This is a genomic window from Tenacibaculum sediminilitoris, assembly GCF_964513795.1.
Classification (GTDB): domain Bacteria; phylum Bacteroidota; class Bacteroidia; order Flavobacteriales; family Flavobacteriaceae; genus Polaribacter; species Polaribacter sediminilitoris.
In genome coordinates this window covers 13,471-36,679 of record NZ_CAZEQR010000048.1, presented here as the reverse complement: position 1 = coordinate 36,679, position 23,209 = coordinate 13,471, and the positions used below count along the sequence as shown (strand labels likewise).

23 protein-coding genes are annotated in these 23,209 nt (G+C 30.9%); 7 read left to right on the top strand and 16 right to left on the bottom strand.

Annotation, left to right across the window (positions count from 1 at the left end; translation table 11 throughout):
- Positions 1–17: 17 nt before the first annotated feature.
- The 5 genes from ACKTSW_RS11455 to ACKTSW_RS11435 form a co-directional block, all read right to left on the bottom strand.
- On the bottom strand, positions 18–3,815 hold the full coding sequence (locus ACKTSW_RS11455; protein WP_408025401.1) for an efflux RND transporter permease subunit: 3,798 nt from the start codon (positions 3,813–3,815) through the stop codon (positions 18–20).
- A gap of 105 nt (positions 3,816–3,920) precedes the next feature.
- Positions 3,921–4,340, bottom strand: a complete 420-nt coding sequence (locus ACKTSW_RS11450; protein WP_408025400.1) for an HYC_CC_PP family protein — start codon at positions 4,338–4,340, stop codon at positions 3,921–3,923.
- 50 nt (positions 4,341–4,390) lie between these two features.
- A complete protein-coding gene (gene corA / locus ACKTSW_RS11445) occupies positions 4,391–5,455 on the bottom strand; it encodes a magnesium/cobalt transporter CorA (protein WP_408025399.1) in 1,065 nt (354 codons plus the stop codon).
- A gap of 8 nt (positions 5,456–5,463) precedes the next feature.
- Complete coding sequence (locus ACKTSW_RS11440) at positions 5,464–5,841, bottom strand: hypothetical protein (protein WP_408025398.1); 378 nt, start codon at positions 5,839–5,841, stop codon at positions 5,464–5,466.
- 2 nt (positions 5,842–5,843) lie between these two features.
- Positions 5,844–6,677 carry a universal stress protein gene (locus ACKTSW_RS11435; RefSeq protein ID WP_408025397.1) on the bottom strand — a complete coding sequence of 278 codons (834 nt, stop codon included), beginning with the start codon at positions 6,675–6,677 and terminating at the stop codon, positions 5,844–5,846.
- Positions 6,678–6,852: 175 nt separating this feature from the next.
- Between ACKTSW_RS11435 and ACKTSW_RS11430 the strand changes: the two genes are divergently transcribed.
- From ACKTSW_RS11430 to ACKTSW_RS11400, 7 genes are all read left to right on the top strand, one after another.
- The gene (locus ACKTSW_RS11430) at positions 6,853–7,302 is read left to right on the top strand and encodes a mechanosensitive ion channel domain-containing protein (protein WP_408025396.1); all 450 of its coding nucleotides are present in this window, start codon (positions 6,853–6,855) and stop codon (positions 7,300–7,302) included.
- Positions 7,303–7,705: 403 nt separating this feature from the next.
- Positions 7,706–9,097, top strand: coding sequence for an arginine decarboxylase (locus ACKTSW_RS11425; RefSeq protein ID WP_408025395.1), 1,392 nt, complete (start codon positions 7,706–7,708; stop codon positions 9,095–9,097).
- Positions 9,098–9,111: 14 nt separating this feature from the next.
- Complete coding sequence (speB, locus tag ACKTSW_RS11420; RefSeq protein ID WP_408025394.1) at positions 9,112–10,050, top strand: agmatinase; 939 nt, start codon at positions 9,112–9,114, stop codon at positions 10,048–10,050.
- Entirely contained in the window at positions 10,037–10,834 is a 798-nt protein-coding gene (locus ACKTSW_RS11415; RefSeq protein ID WP_408025393.1) for an RMD1 family protein, read from the top strand. The genes speB and ACKTSW_RS11415 overlap by 14 nt, the downstream gene beginning before the upstream one ends.
- A 10-nt stretch (positions 10,835–10,844) precedes the next feature.
- Complete coding sequence (locus tag ACKTSW_RS11410; RefSeq protein ID WP_408025392.1) at positions 10,845–11,813, top strand: deoxyhypusine synthase family protein; 969 nt, start codon at positions 10,845–10,847, stop codon at positions 11,811–11,813.
- Positions 11,814–11,815: 2 nt separating this feature from the next.
- Positions 11,816–12,091 carry a hypothetical protein gene (locus tag ACKTSW_RS11405; protein WP_408025391.1) on the top strand — a complete coding sequence of 92 codons (276 nt, stop codon included), beginning with the start codon at positions 11,816–11,818 and terminating at the stop codon, positions 12,089–12,091.
- A 10-nt stretch (positions 12,092–12,101) separates the two neighbouring features.
- Positions 12,102–12,515 (top strand): VOC family protein, encoded by a 414-nt coding sequence (locus ACKTSW_RS11400; protein ID WP_408025390.1) that lies wholly within the window; start codon positions 12,102–12,104, stop codon positions 12,513–12,515.
- 106 nt (positions 12,516–12,621) lie between these two features.
- Here the strand turns inward: ACKTSW_RS11400 and ACKTSW_RS11395 are convergent, their stop codons facing one another.
- The 11 genes from ACKTSW_RS11395 to ACKTSW_RS11345 all read right to left on the bottom strand — a co-directional run bounded on the left by ACKTSW_RS11395 (position 12,622) and on the right by ACKTSW_RS11345 (position 23,116).
- On the bottom strand, positions 12,622–13,002 hold the full coding sequence (locus ACKTSW_RS11395; protein WP_408025389.1) for a TerB family tellurite resistance protein: 381 nt from the start codon (positions 13,000–13,002) through the stop codon (positions 12,622–12,624).
- Between the two features lie 47 nt (positions 13,003–13,049).
- Positions 13,050–13,379 (bottom strand): hypothetical protein, encoded by a 330-nt coding sequence (locus tag ACKTSW_RS11390; RefSeq protein WP_408025388.1) that lies wholly within the window; start codon positions 13,377–13,379, stop codon positions 13,050–13,052.
- A 464-nt stretch (positions 13,380–13,843) separates the two neighbouring features.
- A complete protein-coding gene (locus ACKTSW_RS11385; RefSeq protein WP_408025387.1) occupies positions 13,844–14,116 on the bottom strand; it encodes a hypothetical protein in 273 nt (90 codons plus the stop codon).
- Positions 14,117–14,118: 2 nt separating this feature from the next.
- Positions 14,119–14,394 (bottom strand): ATP-dependent Clp protease adaptor ClpS, encoded by a 276-nt coding sequence (locus ACKTSW_RS11380; protein WP_408025386.1) that lies wholly within the window; start codon positions 14,392–14,394, stop codon positions 14,119–14,121.
- A 5-nt stretch (positions 14,395–14,399) separates the two neighbouring features.
- Positions 14,400–15,233, bottom strand: coding sequence for a 50S ribosomal protein L11 methyltransferase (gene prmA / locus ACKTSW_RS11375; protein ID WP_408025385.1), 834 nt, complete (start codon positions 15,231–15,233; stop codon positions 14,400–14,402).
- The gene (tpiA, locus tag ACKTSW_RS11370) at positions 15,233–15,991 is read right to left on the bottom strand and encodes a triose-phosphate isomerase (RefSeq protein WP_408025384.1); all 759 of its coding nucleotides are present in this window, start codon (positions 15,989–15,991) and stop codon (positions 15,233–15,235) included. The genes prmA and tpiA overlap by 1 nt, the downstream gene beginning before the upstream one ends.
- A gap of 41 nt (positions 15,992–16,032) precedes the next feature.
- Positions 16,033–16,527 (bottom strand): TlpA family protein disulfide reductase, encoded by a 495-nt coding sequence (locus ACKTSW_RS11365; protein WP_408025383.1) that lies wholly within the window; start codon positions 16,525–16,527, stop codon positions 16,033–16,035.
- A 1-nt stretch (position 16,528) separates the two neighbouring features.
- Positions 16,529–17,011 carry a TlpA family protein disulfide reductase gene (locus ACKTSW_RS11360; protein WP_408025382.1) on the bottom strand — a complete coding sequence of 161 codons (483 nt, stop codon included), beginning with the start codon at positions 17,009–17,011 and terminating at the stop codon, positions 16,529–16,531.
- Positions 17,012–18,088 (bottom strand): ABC transporter permease, encoded by a 1,077-nt coding sequence (locus ACKTSW_RS11355; RefSeq protein WP_408025381.1) that lies wholly within the window; start codon positions 18,086–18,088, stop codon positions 17,012–17,014. It abuts the gene before it with no gap.
- Positions 18,089–18,400: 312 nt separating this feature from the next.
- Positions 18,401–19,891 carry a RagB/SusD family nutrient uptake outer membrane protein gene (locus ACKTSW_RS11350; RefSeq protein ID WP_408025380.1) on the bottom strand — a complete coding sequence of 497 codons (1,491 nt, stop codon included), beginning with the start codon at positions 19,889–19,891 and terminating at the stop codon, positions 18,401–18,403.
- Between the two features lie 12 nt (positions 19,892–19,903).
- The gene (locus ACKTSW_RS11345; RefSeq protein WP_408025379.1) at positions 19,904–23,116 is read right to left on the bottom strand and encodes a SusC/RagA family TonB-linked outer membrane protein; all 3,213 of its coding nucleotides are present in this window, start codon (positions 23,114–23,116) and stop codon (positions 19,904–19,906) included.
- Positions 23,117–23,209: the final 93 nt, after the last annotated feature.

Sequence of the window (23,209 nt, the reverse complement as noted above, 5' to 3'; positions counted from 1 at the left end):
AAATTTTACACTTTACACTATTCACTTTTAACTTTCCGTTTTAATAAAAATTCTTCTCTCCAACTGTACAATACAGGTACTATAAAATACGAAGTTACATCTATAATCATTCCTCCAAAAGCAGGAATTGCCATTGGAATCATAATATCACTTCCTCTTCCTGTTGAAGTTAATACCGGCAACAAGGCTAAAATGGTGGTGGCTGTTGTCATTAAGCATGCTCTAATACGTTTGTTTCCTCCGTGTAATGCAGATGCGCGAATAGCTTCAATTGTTTGAGGTTTATCTCTTTTAAAGGTTTGCGTTAAATAAGTTGCCATTACCACGCCATCATCCGTTGCAATTCCAAACAATGCAATAAAACCTACCCATACGGCAACACTTAAATTTATTGGATGCATTTGAAACAGTTCTCGCAAATTTTCTCCAAATACATTAAAATTCAAGAACCAATCTTGTCCGTATAACCACATCATGATAAATCCTCCTGCAAAAGCTACTGTAATTCCTGTAAACACCATTAATGAAGTGGCTACAGAACGGAACTGAAAATACAGTATTAAAAAGATAATCATCAAAGCTAATGGTACTACTACTGATAATGTTTTTTCTGCTCTTAATTGATTTTCATAAGTTCCTGTAAACTGATAGGAGATTCCTTTAGGAACAACTAGTTCTCCTGAATCTATTTTTTGTTGAATTACATTTTGAGCAGTTTCTACTACATTTACCTCTGCAAAACCATCTAACTTATCAAACAGTACATACCCAATTAAAAAAGTATCTTCACTCTTAATCATTTGAGGTCCTTGCTCATAACGAATCGTTGCTAATTCACTTAACGGAATTGGTGTTCCTTTTGCTACTGGCACATAAATACTTTCCAAATCAGTTGGGCTAGAGCGTAGTTCTCTTGGATAACGAACTCGAATTCCGTAACGTTCTCTTCCTTCTACCGTTTGTGATAACTGCATACCTCCTACTGCTACTTTCAATACATCTTGTACAGTTTGAATAGTAATCCCGTAGCGAGCTAATTTTTCTCTATCTATATCAATTAACAAATAAGGCTTCCCTACAATTCTATCTGCAAAAACAGCCTCTTTTTTAACTCCTTTCACCTCTTTTAAAACTCTTTCTAGTTCTACTCCAAAAGCTTCAATTTGTTTTAAATCTTGTCCTTTTACTTTAATTCCCATCGGAGCTCGCATTCCTGTTTGCAACATTACCAATCGAGTTTCAATAGGTTGTAATTTAGGTGCTGATGTTACGCCTGGTAACTTGGTTACCTTTACGATTTCATTCCAAATATCATTAGGTGACTTGATGTTTGGTCGCCAATTACGATATAACTCACCATCTTCATCTTCTATTAATTCATTTGAAGAAACCTCATAAAAAGCAACTTCTGATGTCTTATCTGTTAAATTTGGATTCGCTACCCTTTTACCATTTTTCAACATAAACAACCCATCCTTATTTATCTTATAGCGTTGACGTTCTCCATCAGAATTTAAAACGTATTCTGGTTTGTAATTAATTATGTTTTCATACATTGATAAAGGTGCAGGGTCTAATGCTGAATCTGTTCTTCCTGCTTTACCTACTACTGTTGCTATTTCTGGAATGTTAGCAACCGCCATATCTAATTGCTGTAATACACGTTTGTTTTCTCCTACTCCTGAATGCGGCATAGAGGTAGGCATTAATAAAAATGATCCTTCGTTTAATGAAGGCATGAACTCTTTTCCTGTATTTTTAAAAATTAGAAATCCACAAGTTAATACTGTTAACGGGATGGTTAAAAACAGTAGTTTGTTGTTCAATGCCCATTGTAATATCTGATTGTACTGCTTTTGAAGTAAGCTAAAAAAGCCTAACAACCCGAAACAGATAAGCGCTACAAATAAGAGATTGGTAACAATACTTTTATCAACTCCTAAGGGTCTCCAATATTCGGCTAATAAACCTACAATTGCTAGTGCTGATATAATAATATTGATTGTATTTCTTGAAAATTTAAAATGGAAAGTGGAAAGTGAAAAGCTGTATTTAATCTTATTGAAATATAAACTAAATAATGCTACTGCACCAAATATAATTAAAACAAACCCTAACCAATTCTCGTAAAACACTGCAATAACACCCAATGCTATTAAAACTCCGTTTACAATGTATTTAAAGTTTTTTGTCAGTTCCTTTTTCCTAAATAAAACAGCTGCAAATGGTGGTATTAAAAACAATGCCACTACAATTGCCGCGATCAATGCGAACGTTTTGGTAAATGCTAATGGACGGAATAGTTTTCCTTCAGCACCAATCATCGTAAACACTGGAATGAAACTAATAATAGTTGTCATTACTGCAGTCACGATTGCTCCTGAAACTTCAGCTGTTGCATTATAAACTATTTGATTAATAGATAGAGATTCCTCGTCACTCGTACCTCGTTCTGTCGGAATGACCTTAGTTTCTTCTCTTTTCTCTAAATGACTAATAATGTTTTCGGAGAGTATGACTCCAACATCTACCATTGTTCCAATAGCAATAGCAATTCCTGATAAAGCTACGATGTTTGCATCAACTCCAAAGGCTTTCATTGCAATAAAAACCATCAATACTGCCACAGGTAGGAGTCCTGATATTAACACTGACGCTCGTAAATTGAAAACCATCACTACAATTACCAAAATGGTTATGAGTATTTCCAATGTAAGTGCCTCGTTTAAAGTATCTAACGTTTCATAAATTAACTCTGTGCGATCATAAAACGGCACTATTGTTAATTGAGATATTCTACCATCTTTTAATTCTTTACTTGGTAAACCCGCACTTAATTCTTGAAGCTTCGCTTTTACATTGGTAATTACTTCTAAAGGATTTGCTCCGTAACGGGCTACCACTACACCTCCTACAACCTCTGCTCCTTCTTTATCTAAAATCCCTCTACGAGGCTCTGCTCCTAACGATACTTTTGCAATATCTTTTACACGAATAGAAGTATAGTTTTCTGTAGTAACCACAGCATTTTCTATATCTGCTATTGATTTTACATATCCTAAACCTCGAACTAAATATTCTGCTTGATTTACTTCTATCGTTTGTGCTCCAATATCTTGGTTACTTTGCTTTACTGCGGTTACAATTTGCTGTAAACTGATATTGTACTGACGCATTAACTCTGGCTTTACATCAATTTGATATTCTTGTACATAACCACCAATAGAACTTACCTCAGACACGCCGTTTGCTGATGAAAGTGCGTATTTTACATAATAATCTTGTACACTACGCAATTCGTGTAAATCCCAACCGCCAGTTACATCTCCATTTTCATCACGACCTTCTAGTGTATACCAAAAAACTTGACCTAAACCGGTTGCATCAGGACCTAACGATGGACTTACTCCTTCTGGTAATAAATTACTTGGTAGTGAATTTAATTTTTCAAGAATTCTAGAGCGGCTCCAATAAAAATCTACACCTTCATCAAAAATGACATAGATACTTGATAGCCCAAACATAGATGAACTACGAATTGTTTTAACTCCTGAAATTCCTAGTAAAGAAGTTGTTAATGGGTAGGTTATTTGATTTTCTATATCTTGTGGGGATTGTCCGTCCCACTTTGTAAAAACAATCTGTTGGTTTTCACCAATATCAGGTATTGCATCAACCGCTACAGGGTTACTTGGTAAAAAACCTGTATTTAAATTAAATGGAGCATTTACAGTTCCCCATCCTACGAATAAGACGAGTAATATAACTGCTACTAGCTTGTTTTCTATTAAAAATTTGATGCTTCTATTTAGCATAAAAATGATTTTAAAACAATTAAACATTGATGTTTAAAAAACATCGAATACGACAAATCATCTAATTGAACTTCTTAATAAGGACAAATAGTTATTGTTTAAAAATCAGATTAAATATACTTCATCAAGTACATAGATATCCTTGACGACGAGTGGTGGGGTGTAGTTTTTAAAAGGTACTACTTTATTGTGAATTCCTTCAAATAAAATACTATAATTGTAATAAAATGACGTTATAAAAACTTGTTTTTCAAAAGACAGTTTATCAAAAGACGTAATTTTTAGAGTATCTTGCCCTTCAATTACTGATGCTACATCTTGACAACAATTTTTCTTCGTTATTGAACAACCGTCTGCTTTTGTTTCTTGCTTCATATCCATTCCGCAAGATTCAGCTTTTACAAAATAGCTTATATCCACTAACAAATCTCCACAAAAGTGACTGTTAACAGTAAATGACATTGTAGATAACAATACTACAAAAGTCATTAAAATAGAAGCTATTTTATGAAACGTTTTTTTCATTTTACCTTACAAAAATACAAAATTTTAATTTTCAAAAACTTAAACAATCATTAAAACCATTTTTTGTATTTAAAATACCCCAGCATAATCATCACTGTAAGCAAAATAACACCCCACATTACAAAATATCCACTGCGATACTTTAGCTCTGGTATATATTCGAAATTTGTACCGTAAACACCAACAATAAAAGTAATGGGAATAAACACTACAGAAAATATGGTTAGTATCTTCATAATATCGTTTAAGCGATTATTTACATTCGTAGAATATACCGTAAGCTGCTCACTTAACATATTTTTATAGTTTTCAACTGAATCATAACTTCGTTGAACTAAATCGTGTAAATCGTTAAAAAAAGGCTGTTCTACGTTAGTGATTAAATCTGTTTTTAATCCTTTAAAATTATTTATTGCTTCACGAGCAGGTCTTATTGCTTTTCTAAAATAATTGAGTTCGATTTTATATTTATTGATTTCTTGTAGTGTATTTTTATTAGGCTGGAGTAAAATTTTATCTTCTAACTCTTCTACTTTCTCTCCAAAAGTTTCTATTAAAAAATTATAATTGTCTACTATTACATCTAACAAACAATATTTTAAATATGTTACACCATAACTACGAACTCTTCCTTTTTTGTTACGTAATCTTTCTCTTACTGGTTCAAAAACATCTCCTTTTTTTTCTTGAAAAGTTATAAGTATGTTTTTCAACAAATACATAGAAACTTGTTCGGCTTCTAGTTGATGTTTATCTTTATTTAGAAACATCATCTTAATACTGGTAAAAATATAATTTTCTTCAATATCTACCCTAGGTCTTTGGTCTGTGTTTACTATATCTTCAAGAACGAGTGTATGAATATCAAATAACTTACCTATTTCTCCTACTAGCTTAACATCGTGTAAACCATCTATATTAATCCAAAGTTTTTTGTATTTACTTAAATAACTCTTAAGTTCACTTATGACTTTAAGCTCAACTTCTACAAGTTCATTTTCATCATAACCTATTAATCGTATTCTAGTATTTTCTTCTTTTTGATTTCCTACAAAAACTGGATTTCCAGGAACTACATTTTTAGTATTTTTTTGTTTGGTTATAAACCTTGTCATGTGCTTCTTTATACGAGATTAAATAATTTGTACAGTCTGGCCAAAATTATGAGTTCTGATTTGTTTTTTCTTGCATAAGAATTAGAAATTTCATGAGAAGCGGCTAATAAATCATGAGTTACTTTTGTTGAGAATTCGTTTTGATGAGCTAAATAATATTTTTTAAAACTTTCAAAAGCTTCTTCTGAAGTAATCTTTTCTCTAATCAACCCTCTTAAAGTTTCATAAATTAATTCACTGTCCGATTTATTTCCTGAAGTAGACCAGTTTTTTTCTACCCTTTTAACAATACTTTTTTTTTCTTCTACGGTCATGTTTTTATCAGCCATAGAAACAGCATAAAACAAATTAGCTATGCTTGTATAGAATTCTTCTGTGAACTTCATAATTAAACTATTTCTGGCAATATCAATATGGGTATTTTACTGTGGAATGCCGATTTTTTTATTACGTTTTCATCCAACAAACGATTAAAGAAATTGTATTTATGATTTATTAAAACTAGTAGTTCGCTATTTGTTTCTTCTATATGATTTTCTAAAGTCAATGTTTCAGATTCTTTCCAATCTAACTTTTTATAAATAACATTTAACTCTTGTAATAGCTCTCTTAACTTTACTTTATTTCTTTGTTGATTCTCAGATAAAAAGTTTTCCTCTGAGAGGTTTACAACTTCAAGCATACATTTTTTTATTGTACTCAACTTCATTAAAAACTGTAACTCATTTACTGTAAATGACCTTTTATAATTTGTTGAAAATACTATTTGATGTACTGGTTTATACTTATAATGCATTGGTACTACTAATATTGGGCATTCTTTAACTGCATTAATCATTTTCATGGTATTGGTACCAATAAATGTTTCTGCTAAACTTTTTGCTCCTTTTGTACCTGCAATTACAACGTCAATATTCTTTTCTTTAATTGTTTTTGTTATTGCTTTGGTTAATGAATTAGATGCTACAGTATAATCATAGTTAAAACTAGTATCTTCTCTTCTTAAAACATCGGTCAAATACTTTAATTCATCTTCAATTTCATTATCCATTTCATTAAACCATTTCTCGTTTTCTTCATCACTTAACAATTCTGAAGGTTGACTTATATATACGTCTAACAAATAAATTGTTACCTCAACCCCTTTAAACAATTGTTTTGTATAATTCAAAGCATTAATTGCTGCTTCTGAAAAGTTATAAGGTATTAAAATGTTTTTCATAACGATATAGAATTATGATTTCCAATCAAATATAATTTTTTATTTCGAGATTGTATTTACAAAACCAGAAGTATCTTTGCGCTAAAAAAACTCAACAATGAAAAATCGTTTTTTAGAATTGTCTCTTTACAGTCCATTTTTACAATTCTTGCTTTTAATAATAACATTATTTTTTTTGATTCATCTTACTAAGAAACTTACTAGGTCTTACATAGTAAAAAATGCTATTGAGCCTCATAGAAGAAAATTAATCTTGAATCTTAGCTATTTTTTGTATTACACCTTAGCTTTCTTTATTTCATTAATAATTTTTGGTATCAATTTTAAAGAAGTTATTGTTTTTGCTTCTTCAATACTTGCAGTACTTGGAGTTGGTTTTTTTGCACAATGGTCTATTTTATCAAACCTTACAGCTAGTATTGTTTTGTTTTTTTATCATCCTATGCGTATAGGGGATACTATAAAGGTTTTAGATAAAGACTTCGATTTACAGGGGGTTGTAAAAAACATTACTGGTTTTTACGTTCTTTTATACATGCCAGAAGAAAAAAGAGAAATTACTATACCTAATACAACTATTTTATACAAAGGAATAGAGTTAATAAAGAAGCAAAAAAACAATTAAACAACTACAAAACAGGTTATTAAAAAAAACAAAAAAAAGTTTGTTGTATTAAAAAATAGTTTACATTTACCACATCTTATTATATAAGTCAAAATGTTACGTTTTACTTATTTCGGCAATAACTTCTACGGGAAGGTAGTAGATTACTTAGTGTTTGAGAAACACAACCGAAAAATTAAGGTTTCTTCCAACTTTCAATACTCTCTACCACTGAATTTTTATAAACAGTGCGGTGATTGCTTAGCTTTAAGAGTCTAAATTATTCATTTTATTTTGGTTTAACACTTTGTTATAAAACAACAAGACTTGTTATACACTTTTATTTAAAAAAGTTTTGGTGCAAACCTCAGCTATTTTTGGAATGATTCTCTGTACCTAATATACAGATATAATTAAAATAATAATGAATACTAAATATAAAGACTTAATAGAACAAACGTTTGATTTTCCTCAAGCAGAATTTCATACTGAAAACAACAATTTATTTTTTCACAACATTGATATGATGGAATTAGTGAAGCAATATGGAGCACCGTTAAAATTCACCTATTTACCTAAAATATCAGAAAATATAAACAAAGCTAAAAACTGGTTTCTTAAAGCTATTGAAAAGCACAATTACCAAGGGGCTTATAACTATAGTTACTGTACTAAAAGTTCACATTTTAAATATGTGTTAGACGAAGCTTTAAAAAACGGTATACATATTGAAACATCATCTGCCTTTGATATTGATATCGTAAAATCGCTAAAAAAGGAAGGAAAATTAAGTGATGATGCTTACGTATTATGTAACGGTTTTAAACGCGATCAATACATTGCGAATATTGCAAGTTTAATTGATGGTGGACACAAAAACTGCATACCAATAATAGACAATTACGAAGAATTAAACTTATTATTAGATGAAACTAGAAGCAAATTCAGTGTAGGAATTCGTATTGCTTCAGAAGAAGAGCCTAAGTTTGAATTTTACACTAGCCGTTTAGGAATTGGTTATAAGAATATCGTATCGTTTTACGAACGTGAAATTGCTAACAATCCGCAAGTAGAGTTAAAGATGTTACACTTCTTTATCAATACAGGAATTAAAGACAATGCCTATTACTGGAACGAGTTACTAAAATGTTTACGAGTATATATAAACCTTAAAAAAGTATGTCCTAGCTTAAATAGCTTAAATATTGGTGGAGGTTTCCCTATTAAAAACTCATTAGCATTTGATTACGATTACGAGTACATGGTAGATGAAATTATTAACCAAATAAACCTTTCTTGTAAAGAAGCTGGTGTACCTGTCCCTAATATTTTTACTGAATTTGGCAGTTTTACTGTAGGTGAATCTGGAGGAGCTGTTTATGAAGTATTATATCAAAAGAAACAAAACGATCGTGAAAAATGGAATATGATTAACTCATCTTTCATTACTACGTTACCTGATTCTTGGGCGATAAATAAGCGCTTTATAATGCTTCCTATTAATAAATGGAATCATCGATATGAACGTGTTTTATTGGGGGGATTAACCTGTGATAGTGATGATTATTACAATTCTGAACAGCATGTGAACGGAATTTATTTACCCGTGTACGAAAAAGAACGTCCATTATATGTCGGTTTTTTCAACACAGGAGCTTACCAAGAAACTATTGGTGGTTTTGGTGGATTACAACACTGTTTAATTCCAACACCTAAACACATACTAATTGACAAAAACGAAAACGGTGATTTAACCACTAAATTATTTAAAGGACAACAAAAAAGCGAAGAACTATTATCTATTTTAGGGTACTAGTAAAAAACATAACCATGAAAAAAAGAAATTACGCAGGAATACCTGATCAATACGCAAAATTAGAAAATGCCAAAGTAGTACTTATTCCTGTTCCTTATGACGGAACTAGTACTTGGCAAAAAGGAGCCGACAAAGGTCCTGAAGCTTTTTTAGATGCTTCTGAAAACATGGAACTATACGATATAGAAACTAATAGTGAGGTGTATAAAGAAGGTATTTATTTAACGGATGCTGTAACTGAAAAATCTTCTCCAGAGGCTATGGTAGAAGCTGTACGTACAACCACTAAAAAATACATTAACAAAAATAAGTTTGTAACCCTTTTTGGCGGAGAACATTCAATCTCTATCGGAACAATTCGTGCTTTTAACGAATGTTTTAATAATTTAACCGTATTGCATATAGATGCACATGCCGATTTGCGTAAAGAATACGAAGGTAGCTCTTGTAACCATGCTTGTGCTGTATATGAAGCTAGCCAAACTACCAACTTAGTACAGGTGGGAATTCGTAGCATGGACGTGTCTGAAAAATCTTCTATGAACATGGACAAGGTCTTTTTTGCACACGATATGGCTGTGAATGAATATTGGATGGATGAAGTAATTGATCAATTAACAGGTAATGTTTTCATTACGTTTGATTTAGACGCAATTGACCCATCTTTATTACCTAGTACTGGAACTCCAGAACCGGGAGGGTTATTTTATTACGAAACTTTAGAGTTTTTAAAGAAAGTATTTACTGAAAGAAATGTAGTTGGTTTTGATATCGTAGAATTATGCCCTAACGAAAATGAAAAGTCCTCAGACTTTTTAGCAGCAAAATTATATTATAAAATGCTGAGCTATAAATTCTCTTCTACAATGGAGGATGAAGAAGATTACGACGATGATGATAGCTCGCCATTTAACAAATTAGCGAAGTTTAAAAACGACGATGACGATTATTAAAATGCACTTAAAAACAACTGCATATCATCTTGAAAAACGAATTGCACTTAGTACAATTCGTTCACAGTTTGAATCGTATGAGTTAATAAAAAGAGAACATTCTTTTTTACTATATAAAATTACAAACGATTCATACATCTATATAAAAGATTACGGAAGTGTTGTTTTTATAAATTGTACGAATGGTTTAATTAATCAAATTGTTAGTTTTTTAACTAAAAAAAAAGAAAGTTCAGCTGTTAATTATTTACCTTCAGAAAAATACAATATCACTTTTTCTGATACAATAGAAGTTGACTTTGGGGCTATTCAAATTAAAGAATTAAATGATGATATAGCACATATTATCATGCTTAACCTAGCACAATCGGTGGCATTAATGAATTATGTAAATAAAACATCTGATTTACACGATAAAACATTAGTGTATTCAAAGCAATTAGAAAAGACAGGAAGTTTTAAACTTTCTAAAATTCAAATGAGAAAATTTATTGGAAAAACCATGAATTTGAAGAATAACATTGCTGAAAATCTCTTTGTTTTTGACTCTCCAGATGTGGCTTGGAATACTAAAGATTTGTCTGATTTAGATTACAAGTTAAAAGATGAATTAGACATCATAAAACGTCATCAAGGAATAGAAAATAGTTTAAATGTAATTAAAGAAAATTTAGATTTATTCAACGATATACTACAACATAAATACAGCAGCATGCTAGAATGGATTATTATTATTCTAATTCTTTTTGAGGTGGTACAAGTAATTGTTGAAAAATCAATTTAAAAAAACAAAAATGAACAAACCAATAACCGATTTTATAGAAAAATACTTCTTGCACTTTAACGCTGCAGCATTAGTAGATGCTGCGAAAGGTTATGAGGCACAACTCGAACAAGGCTCTAAAATGTTAGTGTCATTAGCTGGTGCTATGAGTACTGCTGAGTTAGGAAAAATTTTTGCTGAAATGATTCGCCAAGATAAAGTCCACATTATTTCCTGTACAGGTGCAAACCTTGAAGAAGATATCATGAACCTAGTAGCTCACTCTCATTATAAAAGAGTACCTAACTATCGTGATTTGACTCCTCAAGAAGAGTGGGATTTATTGTTAAAAGGATTAAACCGAGTTACCGATACCTGTATTCCTGAAGAAGAAGCTTTTAGACGTTTACAAAAACATATTTTCAAAATTTGGAAAGATGCAGAAGAAGCTGGTGAACGTTATCTTCCACATGAGTTTATGTACAAGTTATTATTGTCAGGAGTCTTAGAAGAGTACTATGAAATCGATTTAAAGGATTCTTGGATGTATGCCGCAGCAGAAAAAAACCTACCTATTGTTGTTCCTGGATGGGAAGATAGTACAATGGGAAATATTTTTGCTTCGTACGTAGTAAAAGGAGTGTTAAAAGCTACTACTATGAAATCGGGAATTGAGTATATGACTTTCTTAGCTGATTGGTATACTAAAAACTCAGAAAAAGGAATTGGTTTCTTCCAAATTGGAGGAGGAATTGCGGGAGATTTTCCTATTTGTGTAGTACCAATGTTATATCAAGATTTAGAGAGAGAAGACACTCCTTTCTGGAGCTATTTCTGTCAAATATCAGATTCAACTACAAGTTACGGATCATATTCAGGAGCAGTTCCTAATGAAAAAATTACTTGGGGAAAACTAGATATAGATACCCCTAAATTTATTATAGAAAGTGATGCAACTATTGTTGCTCCATTAATTTTTGCTTATCTTTTAAACATGTAAAAATGAAACGAGTTATTGTAGATTATTTAAAACTAACTACCAATATACTAGACTTATTGGTTGAAAGGTATCCTGATGGATATGATCATTCTGACATTATCTCCTTCAAAAACAGTAAAGGAGAAACGGTAAAAGCTGTAGAAGTAAACACTGAAGACACGCTCTTTTTAGTGAAAATAAGTTCTCAGTTACAACAGACCATGGAAGATCATGAGCCAGACGATAACGATGATGATTTCGATGAAATAGAAATTACTGATGATTTTGATAACGATTAATAAATAAATTATGAACCCAACATTTCACATGTCTCTCCCTTGTTTAAACATAGAAGATACTATAAAATTTTATACAGACGAATTAGGATTTCATGTTGGAAGAGTTACAAAAGAATGGGCAGATATTAATATATTCAATAATCAACTCACATTTGTTTTAGTTGATCAGTTTAAATTTGATTTCCCAGATTATGAACTTGATAAACATGCTCTACCTACATTTCATTTCGGTGTAATTATAAATAGTGATGCTTGGGAGGAAATGTACAACAGAGTTAATTACTGGTTATCAGATCATAGCGTGAAAAAAACTTTTTTAAAAGATAAGCATGGAGAACATGTATCTTTTTTTATAAAAGATCCTAACGGATATACTTTAGAGTTTAAAACTTTTATAAAAGAAGAAGATATGTTTATGTTGTAAATTCAAACAAAATTATTTTTGACCCAAAATAAACATTGAATATTTCACTTTAATGTTTTACTAGTTCTAAAAAAAATCCCATTCTGTTTAGAATGGGATTTTATTTTTATAAAATTTTGAGCATCGATTTATACTGATCAAGATCTATTTTACCACTAAATACTTTAACTGTTTTTGTTATTATCTCTTCAGCTGTATCATGAGAAAAACCTAACTGGATAGCGTACTTCAATATTAATTTTCTTTCGGAATCATCAATTCGATGATCTGCATAAATAATTTTAAACAAATCTAGTAAACGTTCTAACCTATCATCAGATCTAAGCTGTGGCACTACTGGATATTTCTTTGAGTTTTTCATTATCTCTTCATGTTCAGCCTCCGTAATATCTAATTTTCTAGCAAAACGGCTTACTAAAACTTCTTCATCTTTATTTAAATCACCATCAACCATAGCAATATTTACTATGGCGCTAAAGTGTGCCACATTATTTCTGTGCTTACTTGACTCATATAAATCTACAATACTCATAGTTAATCTATTTTTTTTATTGAATACAATACAGGAATATCAATTTCATCATCTGAAGTTTCATAGTTATATGTAATTTCAAATTCCTGAGTTACAAACTTGTTATCTTTTAAGTTAAATTTATTTAATATTTTTTCTGAAATGGTTTCAAAGGTTATTACATCTTCATCTCCTTCTTCGTTTACAAATGAAAAAGTGTAGCCATATTCATCATACCCTTGAAAAGTTGCTACAATTTTTATGGGATCTGCTAACTTCTGTTTGTTTGTTGTTAGAGATAAATTTATACCTATAAATAACGCAAAAATTGTTTTTAAAATTACTTGTTTCATTTTCTTTAAAATTTTAGTTAATAAACTTTATATTTTGGATATTCACCACAACAAGTCCAAGTACCTTTTAGCATAAACTATTTTTCTAATCATGCTCGTGGATATAAAGAAAATAATATTACATAAGCTCTTATTTAAATTTGTTTCTTACACATAAAGATAGGCTATTTTTATATATTTATTAGTCTATGAATTTATTTTTTGTATAAAAATTAGTCATATAAAAAAGACCTTAAGCTTTCGCTTAAGGCCTTTTCGTCTAACCAAACTTAGTATAAAAACTAACTACTACTATTTTTAATCCTCTTCAAAAAACTTCTCTTTTATGTTCTAAACTTTCCAAGAGAAGTTTTTGTACTAAAAGGGGATATTTCTTCTTTTTTGTCTACACTATTAAGACACCATATTTTTTAATTAGTCACTTAAAAACAAAAAAAAAACTCAAAAAAGTTTTTTTTGAGTTTTTAGTATAAATATTTTTTTAATATTATTCTGTGTTCTGGTATGGACTTATTATAATTTTCAACCAATAGTTCCAGTATTTCTGGCTGTTCTTTACCTATGTTTTTTTTAGAACTGTATTTAGATACATACAGATTATATTCTGATTTATTTTTTTCAAAAATTAAAAAATGTTCTTTGTTTAATTCTGAAAAACTAATTTCATTTTCTTGGAATACTCCAGAGTTATCTTTAAAAAAAACTGAAAATTCGTAATACTTAAAAATATTCTCCATTCCTATACTATCTCTGCTGACAAACCTAACTCTAACAACTTAGAGCATCTTGGTTCTAAATCTTTATACTCTCCTGTTTTAACAGCACACTTACCTTTATAATGCACCAAAATAGTACATTGTTCAGCTTGCTCTAATGTATGATCACATACAGTTACAAGACTATCAATTACAAAATCAAAGGTATTTACCTCATCGTTGTGTAAAACAATTTCGTGCTTTCTTGTTTCATTTAATAAAACATCAAGCTCTTCTTGAATTTTTTCTATCGTACTCATTTGTTTTATTTTTGATACTGCAAAGCTACCCAATTATTTTTTTTTATGGTATCTTTTAACATTAAACTGTACTTAGACACCTCATTATCAATCACTGGAATATCTTCACTATAAAACCCACTTAATAATAAAACTCCTTTTTCAGTTAAACAATTTATATATGTTTGCATATCATTTAACAATATATTACGGTTGATATTTGCTATAATGATATCATATTTTTTTTCTTCTAATAGTGATGCATCTCCTTCATAAACTGAGATATATTTACAGTTATTTCTTTCTACATTTTCTAACGAATTCTCATAACACCATGCATCAATATCAATAGCATCAATAGGTTTTGCTCCTTTCATTTCAGCGAAAATTGCTAAAATTCCTGTTCCACACCCCATATCTAGTACTTTTTTATCAGTCACATCTAAATTTATCAAATGCTGTACCATCATATGGGTAGTTTCATGATGTCCAGTTCCAAAACTCATTTTTGGTTCAATAACAATATCGTATTGTAAATTCGGTTTTTCATGAAATGGTGCTCTAATGCTTACCAAATCATCTACTTGAATAGGGTTAAAATTCTTTTCCCATTCTGAATTCCAATTGGTTTGTTCTATTTCTTTATGTTCATATTGAATTGAAAATTCTTTTGAATTCAACACAAACACATCCTCTAAAATATCAGCAGTCCAATCATTTTTTTGAATATACGCTACTACTCCATTTTCGTTTTCAATAAAACTTTCAAACCCTAAAACACCTAGCTCAGCGATTAAAATTTCTGTAGTTGGTTCTTTTGGTGTTACTTCAAAAGTATATTCTATATAAATATTATCCATTAAATTGATTTAATTATTGCTGCAAAATCTTCAGCATTTAAAGCTGCTCCACCTATTAAACCGCCATCAACATCTGGCTTAGAAAAAATTTCTTTTGCATTGGCTGGTTTTACACTTCCTCCATATAAAATTGAAATAGCGTTGGCAGTCTCATCTCCATATTCTTTAGTAAAAAGTTCTCTTACAAAAGCGTGTATTTCTTGTGCTTGCTCTGGCGATGCTGTTTCTCCCGTGCCAATCGCCCAAACTGGTTCGTAAGCTAAAATAATATCCTTAAAGTTTTCCTTTTGAAGATGAAACAACGCTTTTTTAAGTTGATTTTCTACTATTTCAAAGTGATTTCCAGACCTTCTATCTTCTAACGATTCTCCAAAACAAAAAACAACTTCCAACCCATTTCCTAAAGCAGCATCTACCTTTTTAGCTAATAATTCATCTGTTTCTGCAAAGTACTCTCTACGTTCAGAATGCCCTAAAATAACTATACCAATACCTAAATTTGTTAACATGTCTGCTGAAACTTCTCCTGTATAGGCTCCGCTTTTAGCTTGATGCATGTTTTGTGCAGCAACTTCTACAATTGATTTTTTAGTCTTTTTTACTGCTGATTGTAAGTTTACAAAACTTGGAGCAATTATTACTCTGGTATTATCTTTCAAGCCAGCTTTTACTTCTTTCTTTATTCCCTTAATTAACTCTTTTGCTTCCTTAAGGTTTTTATTCATCTTCCAGTTACCTGCAACTATTTTTTGTTTCACGCGTATTGTTTTTTCTGGTTATTGATTTTGTGTTTGCAAAATTACATTATTTCTAGGCTTTGACGAATTAAATTATCGGTGGCTTTTGTAGCGTCAAAAACAAGTATTTTTCCGTTTTCGTCAATTACTAAAAACCTTGGAATCCAATTTAAGTCTAGAAACTTACCAAATTCTCCATCCCAGCCTGATTCTATAAAATAATGATTTCCTTTTATATTTAGACGTTCAATACCATTTTTCCAATCAGTCTTATTTTTATCTAAGGATAAAAATACATATGTAACTCCTACGTGTTCTTCTTGAATTTTCTGTATTTCAGGAATACTTTTTAAACAGTCTGGGCACCACGAAGCCCAAATATCTATCAGTATCTTTTTCCCTTTATGTTTTTCTAAAATCTCTTTAAACGGTATTTTTTTTCCTTCTAAAGAAATAAAAGTATCTTTTAAAGCTTCTACTGAAAAACGCCTTGGATTTTCTTTTGAACAAGCTAACATACTTATTCCGATTAAAACTAATATTAATATTCTCTTCATCTTAGTATGCTTTGTTTTGGAGCTTATTAGATACTTTTGAGGTTTTATAAACTGCTATCTTTCCTTCTTCATCAATAATCAAGAATCTTGGAATTGTTTTTAATTTTAAAAACTTCCCTAATGCTTCGTCTCCTTTTTTTTTAACATAATAATGTTCTCCTTTTACATGAATACTCTCTAAACCTTGTTTCCAGTCGTTATATGAATGATCTACAGATAAAAAAACATACTCTAGCTTAGGGTTTTTCTTCTGAAAATTGAGTACATCTTTAAAACTGCGTTGACTATAAGGGCAGTAAGTTGCAAAAAATTGCACAAAAATTTTCTTCCCTTTATTTTTCTCTAAAACTTCTCTAAACAAAATTGGTTTTCTATCTAAAGTCAGTAATTCTTCATTTAGAGATTCTACCGTGAATTCTTTTGGTTGAAATACAGCACAGCTTGATAAAAAAACTATGTTAATCAATAAAAAAAATGTTCTCATTTATTGTAATCTAATTCTTGGGTCTAACCAACTATATAAAATATCTACGAAAATATTTATGATTATAAATAATGTAGCTACTACTAAAACAGCTCCCATAATTACGGGTAAGTCAAGTGTATTTAACGAGTTTACAATTTCTTTTCCTAACCCGTTCCAATTAAAAATATACTCTACAAAAACTGCCCCTGCTAACATGGATGCAAACCATCCTGATATTGCTGTAATCACTGGGTTTAACGAATTTTTTAAAGCGTGTTTTCTAATTACTTGATGCATCGTTAAACCTTTTGCTTTTGCTGTTCTAATATAGTCTTGACTTAATGCTTCTAGCAACGAATTGCGCATTAGTTGAATTACTACCGCTAACGGACGAATGCCTAATACTATTGCAGGTAGTAGTAAATTTTTCCATTGAATATGCATTCCTTCACCAAAATCGTCAACTTCATACAAACTTCCTGTCATTTCTAAATGAGTGTATGTATGCAATACAAAACCAAAAAACCAAGCAAATAATATGGCTGAGAAAAATGATGGAACACTCATTCCTAGAGTACTAACAACTGCAATTGTTCTATCGAAAAAAGTGTCTTTAAACAAGGCTGAAAATATTCCTAACACAATTCCTAAAAAGAGGGCAATCGTTATTGCTACTACTGCTAAAATTGCAGTATTTGGCAAGGTTTCTTTAATGACTTCAGAAACATTTTTACCGTTTTTTTGAAATGATTGACGTAAATACGGAGTTTTTATAACCACTTCTGTATTTCCTACAGAGAATAAAGGTTGTGCTTGGTATTTTCCTTCAGACAAGAACGTATAATTTTCTTTGTTTTTACTGTGAAAAGATAGTGGAGAGACATCATTTAAGTAATACAAATACTGTGTAAAAACAGGTTTATCAAACCCGTATTTTTTTCGAATATTTTGTAATTGTTCAGTATCTTCTCTCTGATCTAACATCATACGGGCTGGGTCTCCTGGCAAAATGTTAAACAGTAAAAAAATTACAGTAATTACTCCAAACAGTGTTAAGAGTCCGTAAAAAAACTTGTTGATGATATATTGAAACATGTGTAACAAAGATAATAGAAACTTCTATATTTTATGACAACTCAAAAAGTTTAATATCTTCTATAGTTAAAAAAGAAAGCCAAGGTTAATGACTCCTCGGCTTATAATTAATTCAAATAACTACACCAATGAAAACAAAGCTGGTATAGTTTGGTACAAATGTATTAAGCTTAGCTGTTCATGTTTACAACTTTGATTTGAACTACTTCTTTTTTGATTTAGAAAACCATTCTTTTAATATAAAAAGGCTGAGAGTTAAACTCTCAGCCTTTTTATTAGTAGAACAAGTAAAATTATTTTTACCTATAAAAATTAATTTATGAAAGGATTGTTCTGAATTTCAGATTGTGGAATTTCAAAAACCAATCTATCATCATTATAAGGTATTGATTCTCCTGTTAAATAAATATGGTTACCTCCTCTTGTTAATGTAGCTTTGTTACGTTTTAACGCTAAAAAACTTTTTCCTTCACCCCATAACTCTATTCTTGTTTGCAAGTAAATTTCATCTTGAAGGTCTTTACCAGTCAAAGCATCAACATAAGCATAATCTGCTGCTGCATCGAATCTTTGTGATAATAAGTCTTTCAATCTGTTTTTTGCTTCTGCCTCTAAACCTTCTTTAGCTGCCATTTCAGCCGACAATAAATACATTTCATCTACTCTCATATAAATATAATCTGACTCGATGTTTCGTTGTCCTCTAAACTTTTTAGCTGAGTGATAAAACTTATTAATTGGCATTAAATAACTTCCTGAAGCTGCATCACTATCAAACTGAGTTTTTCTAATGTCATTATCATTAATAGAATTATACAAACCTAAATCTATTTGTTTTTTATCTCCAAAAGACTGATAACTAAAGGTATAATAATCCATTTGCCCCCACCAAGATATTAGATCTAATCCGTTATCTATAGTGATATCTACTCCCCACATCCAACTTGGGTTCTCAGCTACGTTATTAAACCCTCCAGTTGCTCTTTCTTTAGATGTTAAAGGAAAACCTCCTTCACTTATAACTTCTTCAGCTAATTCTCTTGCTTTTGTATTATCTGTTCCTAAGCCTCTCGAAGCATAAACATATGCTAAAAGTCCTTTAGCTACATATTTATTTATTTGATATTCTTTTTCTCTGTTGTAAGATTCTAAAAGTTCTATCGATTCTTCAAGATCTTTTACCATTAAATTATATACTTCTTCTGTAGTACTTTGTGCTTGTGCATCAGAATTTGCTTCTGTATATATTGGTAAAGCTCTTGATGTTGGTGTATACTCAGGAATGTACAATTGAGTTAAGTAGAAGTAACCATAAGCTCTTAAAGCTTTAGCTTGCCCCATAGCTTCTCTATTAGCATCTGTAATAACTGCATCGTTTCCACCTAATGATTTGATTACTAAATTACTTGAATTAATTATCCTATAATAATATCTCCAAGCCATGTAATTTGGATCATTGAATGTAAAGTCATTCGTTGAAATTAATTGAGCTAAACTACTATACCTGTTATAAATATTTTGAGCTAATGCAAGGTCTCCTGACAACATATCACTCATAACATCATATCCTTTCTGCCCATAATCTTCATGATCTCCAACTAAGCCACCTGTTCCTGTTTGAAACATAACCTCGTATATACCTCTTAGAGTTCCTTCTAAAACACCTGGGTATATTTTACCTGTATCACTTACATCTTGTACAGAAACATCTTGTGTTGGAGTTTCTTCAAGAAAATCATCACTACAACTTAACGACAAAACTGTAATCGTTCCTAATAATAATGGTTTTATATATTTTTTCATATGTCTTTTATTTTAAAAATTTGCTCTTACTCCAAAAGTAATTGTAGATAATGGTCTGTAACGATAAACATTAGACTCTCCTGTCTCAGATGTCATTGGGTTAAATCCTTCTCTTGCACTTAACAAGAATAAGTTATCTCCAGAAACCCATAAATTTAAAGACTTCACACCTGAATTTTCAATTAAGTTACTAGGTATCGTATACCCTACTCTTATGTTACTTAATGCTAGGTAATCTGTTGATGTTATAAAGCGAGAAGAACGAGAGTTTACTTGTAAATTTTTATCACTTATTAACCTTGGTACATCTGTAATATCTCCTGGTTTTTTCCAGCTATTTCTAATATCTGTATGCCAATTGCTAGAGCCTATCTGATCGTTATCCATTAAACCTGCATAAGAATAATCGTAAGAGTGCCCTCCTAAACTATAACCAAACAAAGTGCTTACTGTAAAATTATGCATTTTAGCATTTAGCCTAAATGCTCCTCTAACTTTAGGTATGATCGATTTTCCTATAAATTTCTGTGTTGCATTACTATAAGTACTTGTGGTAGTTTTACTTACCTTATTATCAGGGAATTGATTCTTATATTCTGCTAAACTTCTAATTTCTTCTCCGTCATCGACAGTTCCATTATTATTGGCATCATGGTAGTACTGATTCCAAAGAGGATTACCAGTTTGGGTATCTACACCAGCCCACTCTCTCATATAGTAATCATATAAGCCTCTACCTTTAGCTCTTCCAAATGCTCCTGCTACATCTAAAAACTTTCTTTCTCCTGTTGACGGATCTATTGGCATTTGAGTTAACTCATTATTGAACATTTCTCCGTTCACGCTAAAGTCTAACTTATAGTTTTCTTTTTCTACTAAATGAGCAGTTAGGTCAAACTCTATCCCAGAATTTCTTAATGCTCCATCATTAACATCTATAAGTCCATTACCTGTTGATGGTGCCAATCTTCTTTCAAAAATTAAATCTTCAGTATTTTTAACATAATAATCTAGAGAACCCTCTAACTTGTTATTTAAAACTGTAAATTCTAAACCTGTTTGAAACATTTTTGATGTCTCCCAAGTTAAGTTAGGGTTTTGAATAGCATTAGGTCTAAGTGAAATTTCTCCTCCTAAGTTACCAATTGTGTAACTATCTTGACCAGAATAAATATCAACACCTGCTTGATCTCCTAAAATACCGTAACTTACTTTTAACTTTAAAAAGTTGATGAAATTTACGTTTGAAATAAAATTCTCTTCAGATAAAACCCATGAAGCACCTACAGATCCAAATGTTCCCCATTTATCTTTGTAGAACCTTGAAGATCCATCACGTCTTAAAGCTCCTGAGAAATAATATTTTCTTCTATAGTTATATGAAACTTGTCCAAAATAACTTTCTAAAGCTGTTTTTGTACTATAACCCGTAGCTGGTGATGAGTTTACTACATAGTTGTTAGGATCAGTTAAACCATTATATAAATTAACCACTTTATTCTTGCTAATAGTACTAGTTTGAAATTCTCTCTGATTAGTTTCGTGTGCTACTAAAGCTGAAATATTATGATCTCCCAACCTTTTATTATATCTAAAAATATTTAAAAAGTTTTGTGTTAAAGCACTTGAGTTTCTTTTAAATAAAGTTCCGTTTTGTTGAACAGCGAAACCATAAAATGGATTTTGAACACTATTATAAATTCTACTGTAATACTGCGCTCCATATTGTGTTTCAAATTCCAATCCTTCTAAAAGAGAAACTTTGAAAGAGAAGTTTCCATTTAAAGAATGACGATCAGCTCCAATAAAATTATGTTGTGCATTACCTAATGCATTTGTGTTTCCTCCAAAACCTCTTGAACCATAGTCGTATTGATTCCCTCCATATTTAGTATCTTCTACAAAATCTCCATTTGCATCACGTCTAAATAAAGGATAGATTGAAGGAATATTATCTACAAACCAAAAGATACTTCCTGAATCTTCAGATTGTCCGTTTTCGATTGTCTTACCCAAAGTATACCCAACATTAGCTTTTGCTGTTAACCATTCTGCAGGTTTATGTGTAATATTTAATCTTGAAGCATATCTCTTGTATCCTGAATTAATAGAATACCCTTTATCATCTAAATAACCAAAAGAACTAAAGTATTTAGTATCTTCACTACCTCCACTCATCTTTACGTTAGCTTCTGTTCTCATTGAGGGTTGAAAAGCATAATCTGACCAGTTTTCTGGAGTGTATTTTCTAGATAAGCCTCCTCTAACTTTTCCTGTTGTAGGGTCTATTATTTGAGAAACATCACTTGTTGTAAAATAGTTATAAGCACTGTTTATTCCTATTCTAGAGAATAAATTTTGATTTGCATACGCTACCTCATCAATAGTAGGGTCATTAAACAAACCTCTATTTGCCATTGCATGCCAAGACAGCTCAATATATTCATCTGGTGATTTTATCACATCATATCTTGGTAGTAACTGAAAATTAACACCCGTTTTTAGATCCACTTCAACAGAAGTTTTTCCTGACTTACCAGATTTAGTAGTAATCATAATAACTCCGTTTGCTCCTCTAGAACCATAAATAGCGGTAGCAGATGCATCTTTTAAAACAGTAGTAGTTTCAATATCTGACGGATTAATAGAGTTAATAGAACCTGAAAAAGGTACGCCGTCTACAACATATAATGGGTCTCTGTTTCCATTCACAGAACCAAAACCACGAATACGAATAGTAGCTACTGTTCCTGGTTGTCCAGAGGTATTAATTACGTTAACCCCAGCAATTTCTCCTGCTAGTGCCTGAGAAACATTTGATACACTTTTCGCTTCTAAATCTTCTTTCTTAATTACTTTAGCAGTACCTGTAAAAGATTGTTTAGTGGTTGTACCATAACCAACTATAACGATTTCTTCTAATAAATTAGTATCTTCTTTCATTAAAACATTAAGCTCTGAACTTGCTCCCACAATTTTTTCAGTCGCTTGCATTCCAATAAAACTAAAAACTAAAACATCTCCTGTTTTTGCTTTTAATGAATACCTACCATCAAAGTCTGTTTCAGTACCTATGGTAGTACCTTTTAAAATTACATTCACACCAGGTAAAGGCCCTGCACTATCAGATACCACTCCAGTGATTTTTTTCTCTTGCGCACTCATATTCAGCAAAAAGCTAAAGAAGAAGCATACACAAATTACATTTTTCCAATGTAGATTCATAAATTATTAAATTTTTATTAATTAACAGTCGTAAAACTAAAGGCAATAAGTTCTTGCTAACATTCATTTGAAGTTAACAACCTGTATTTTGAT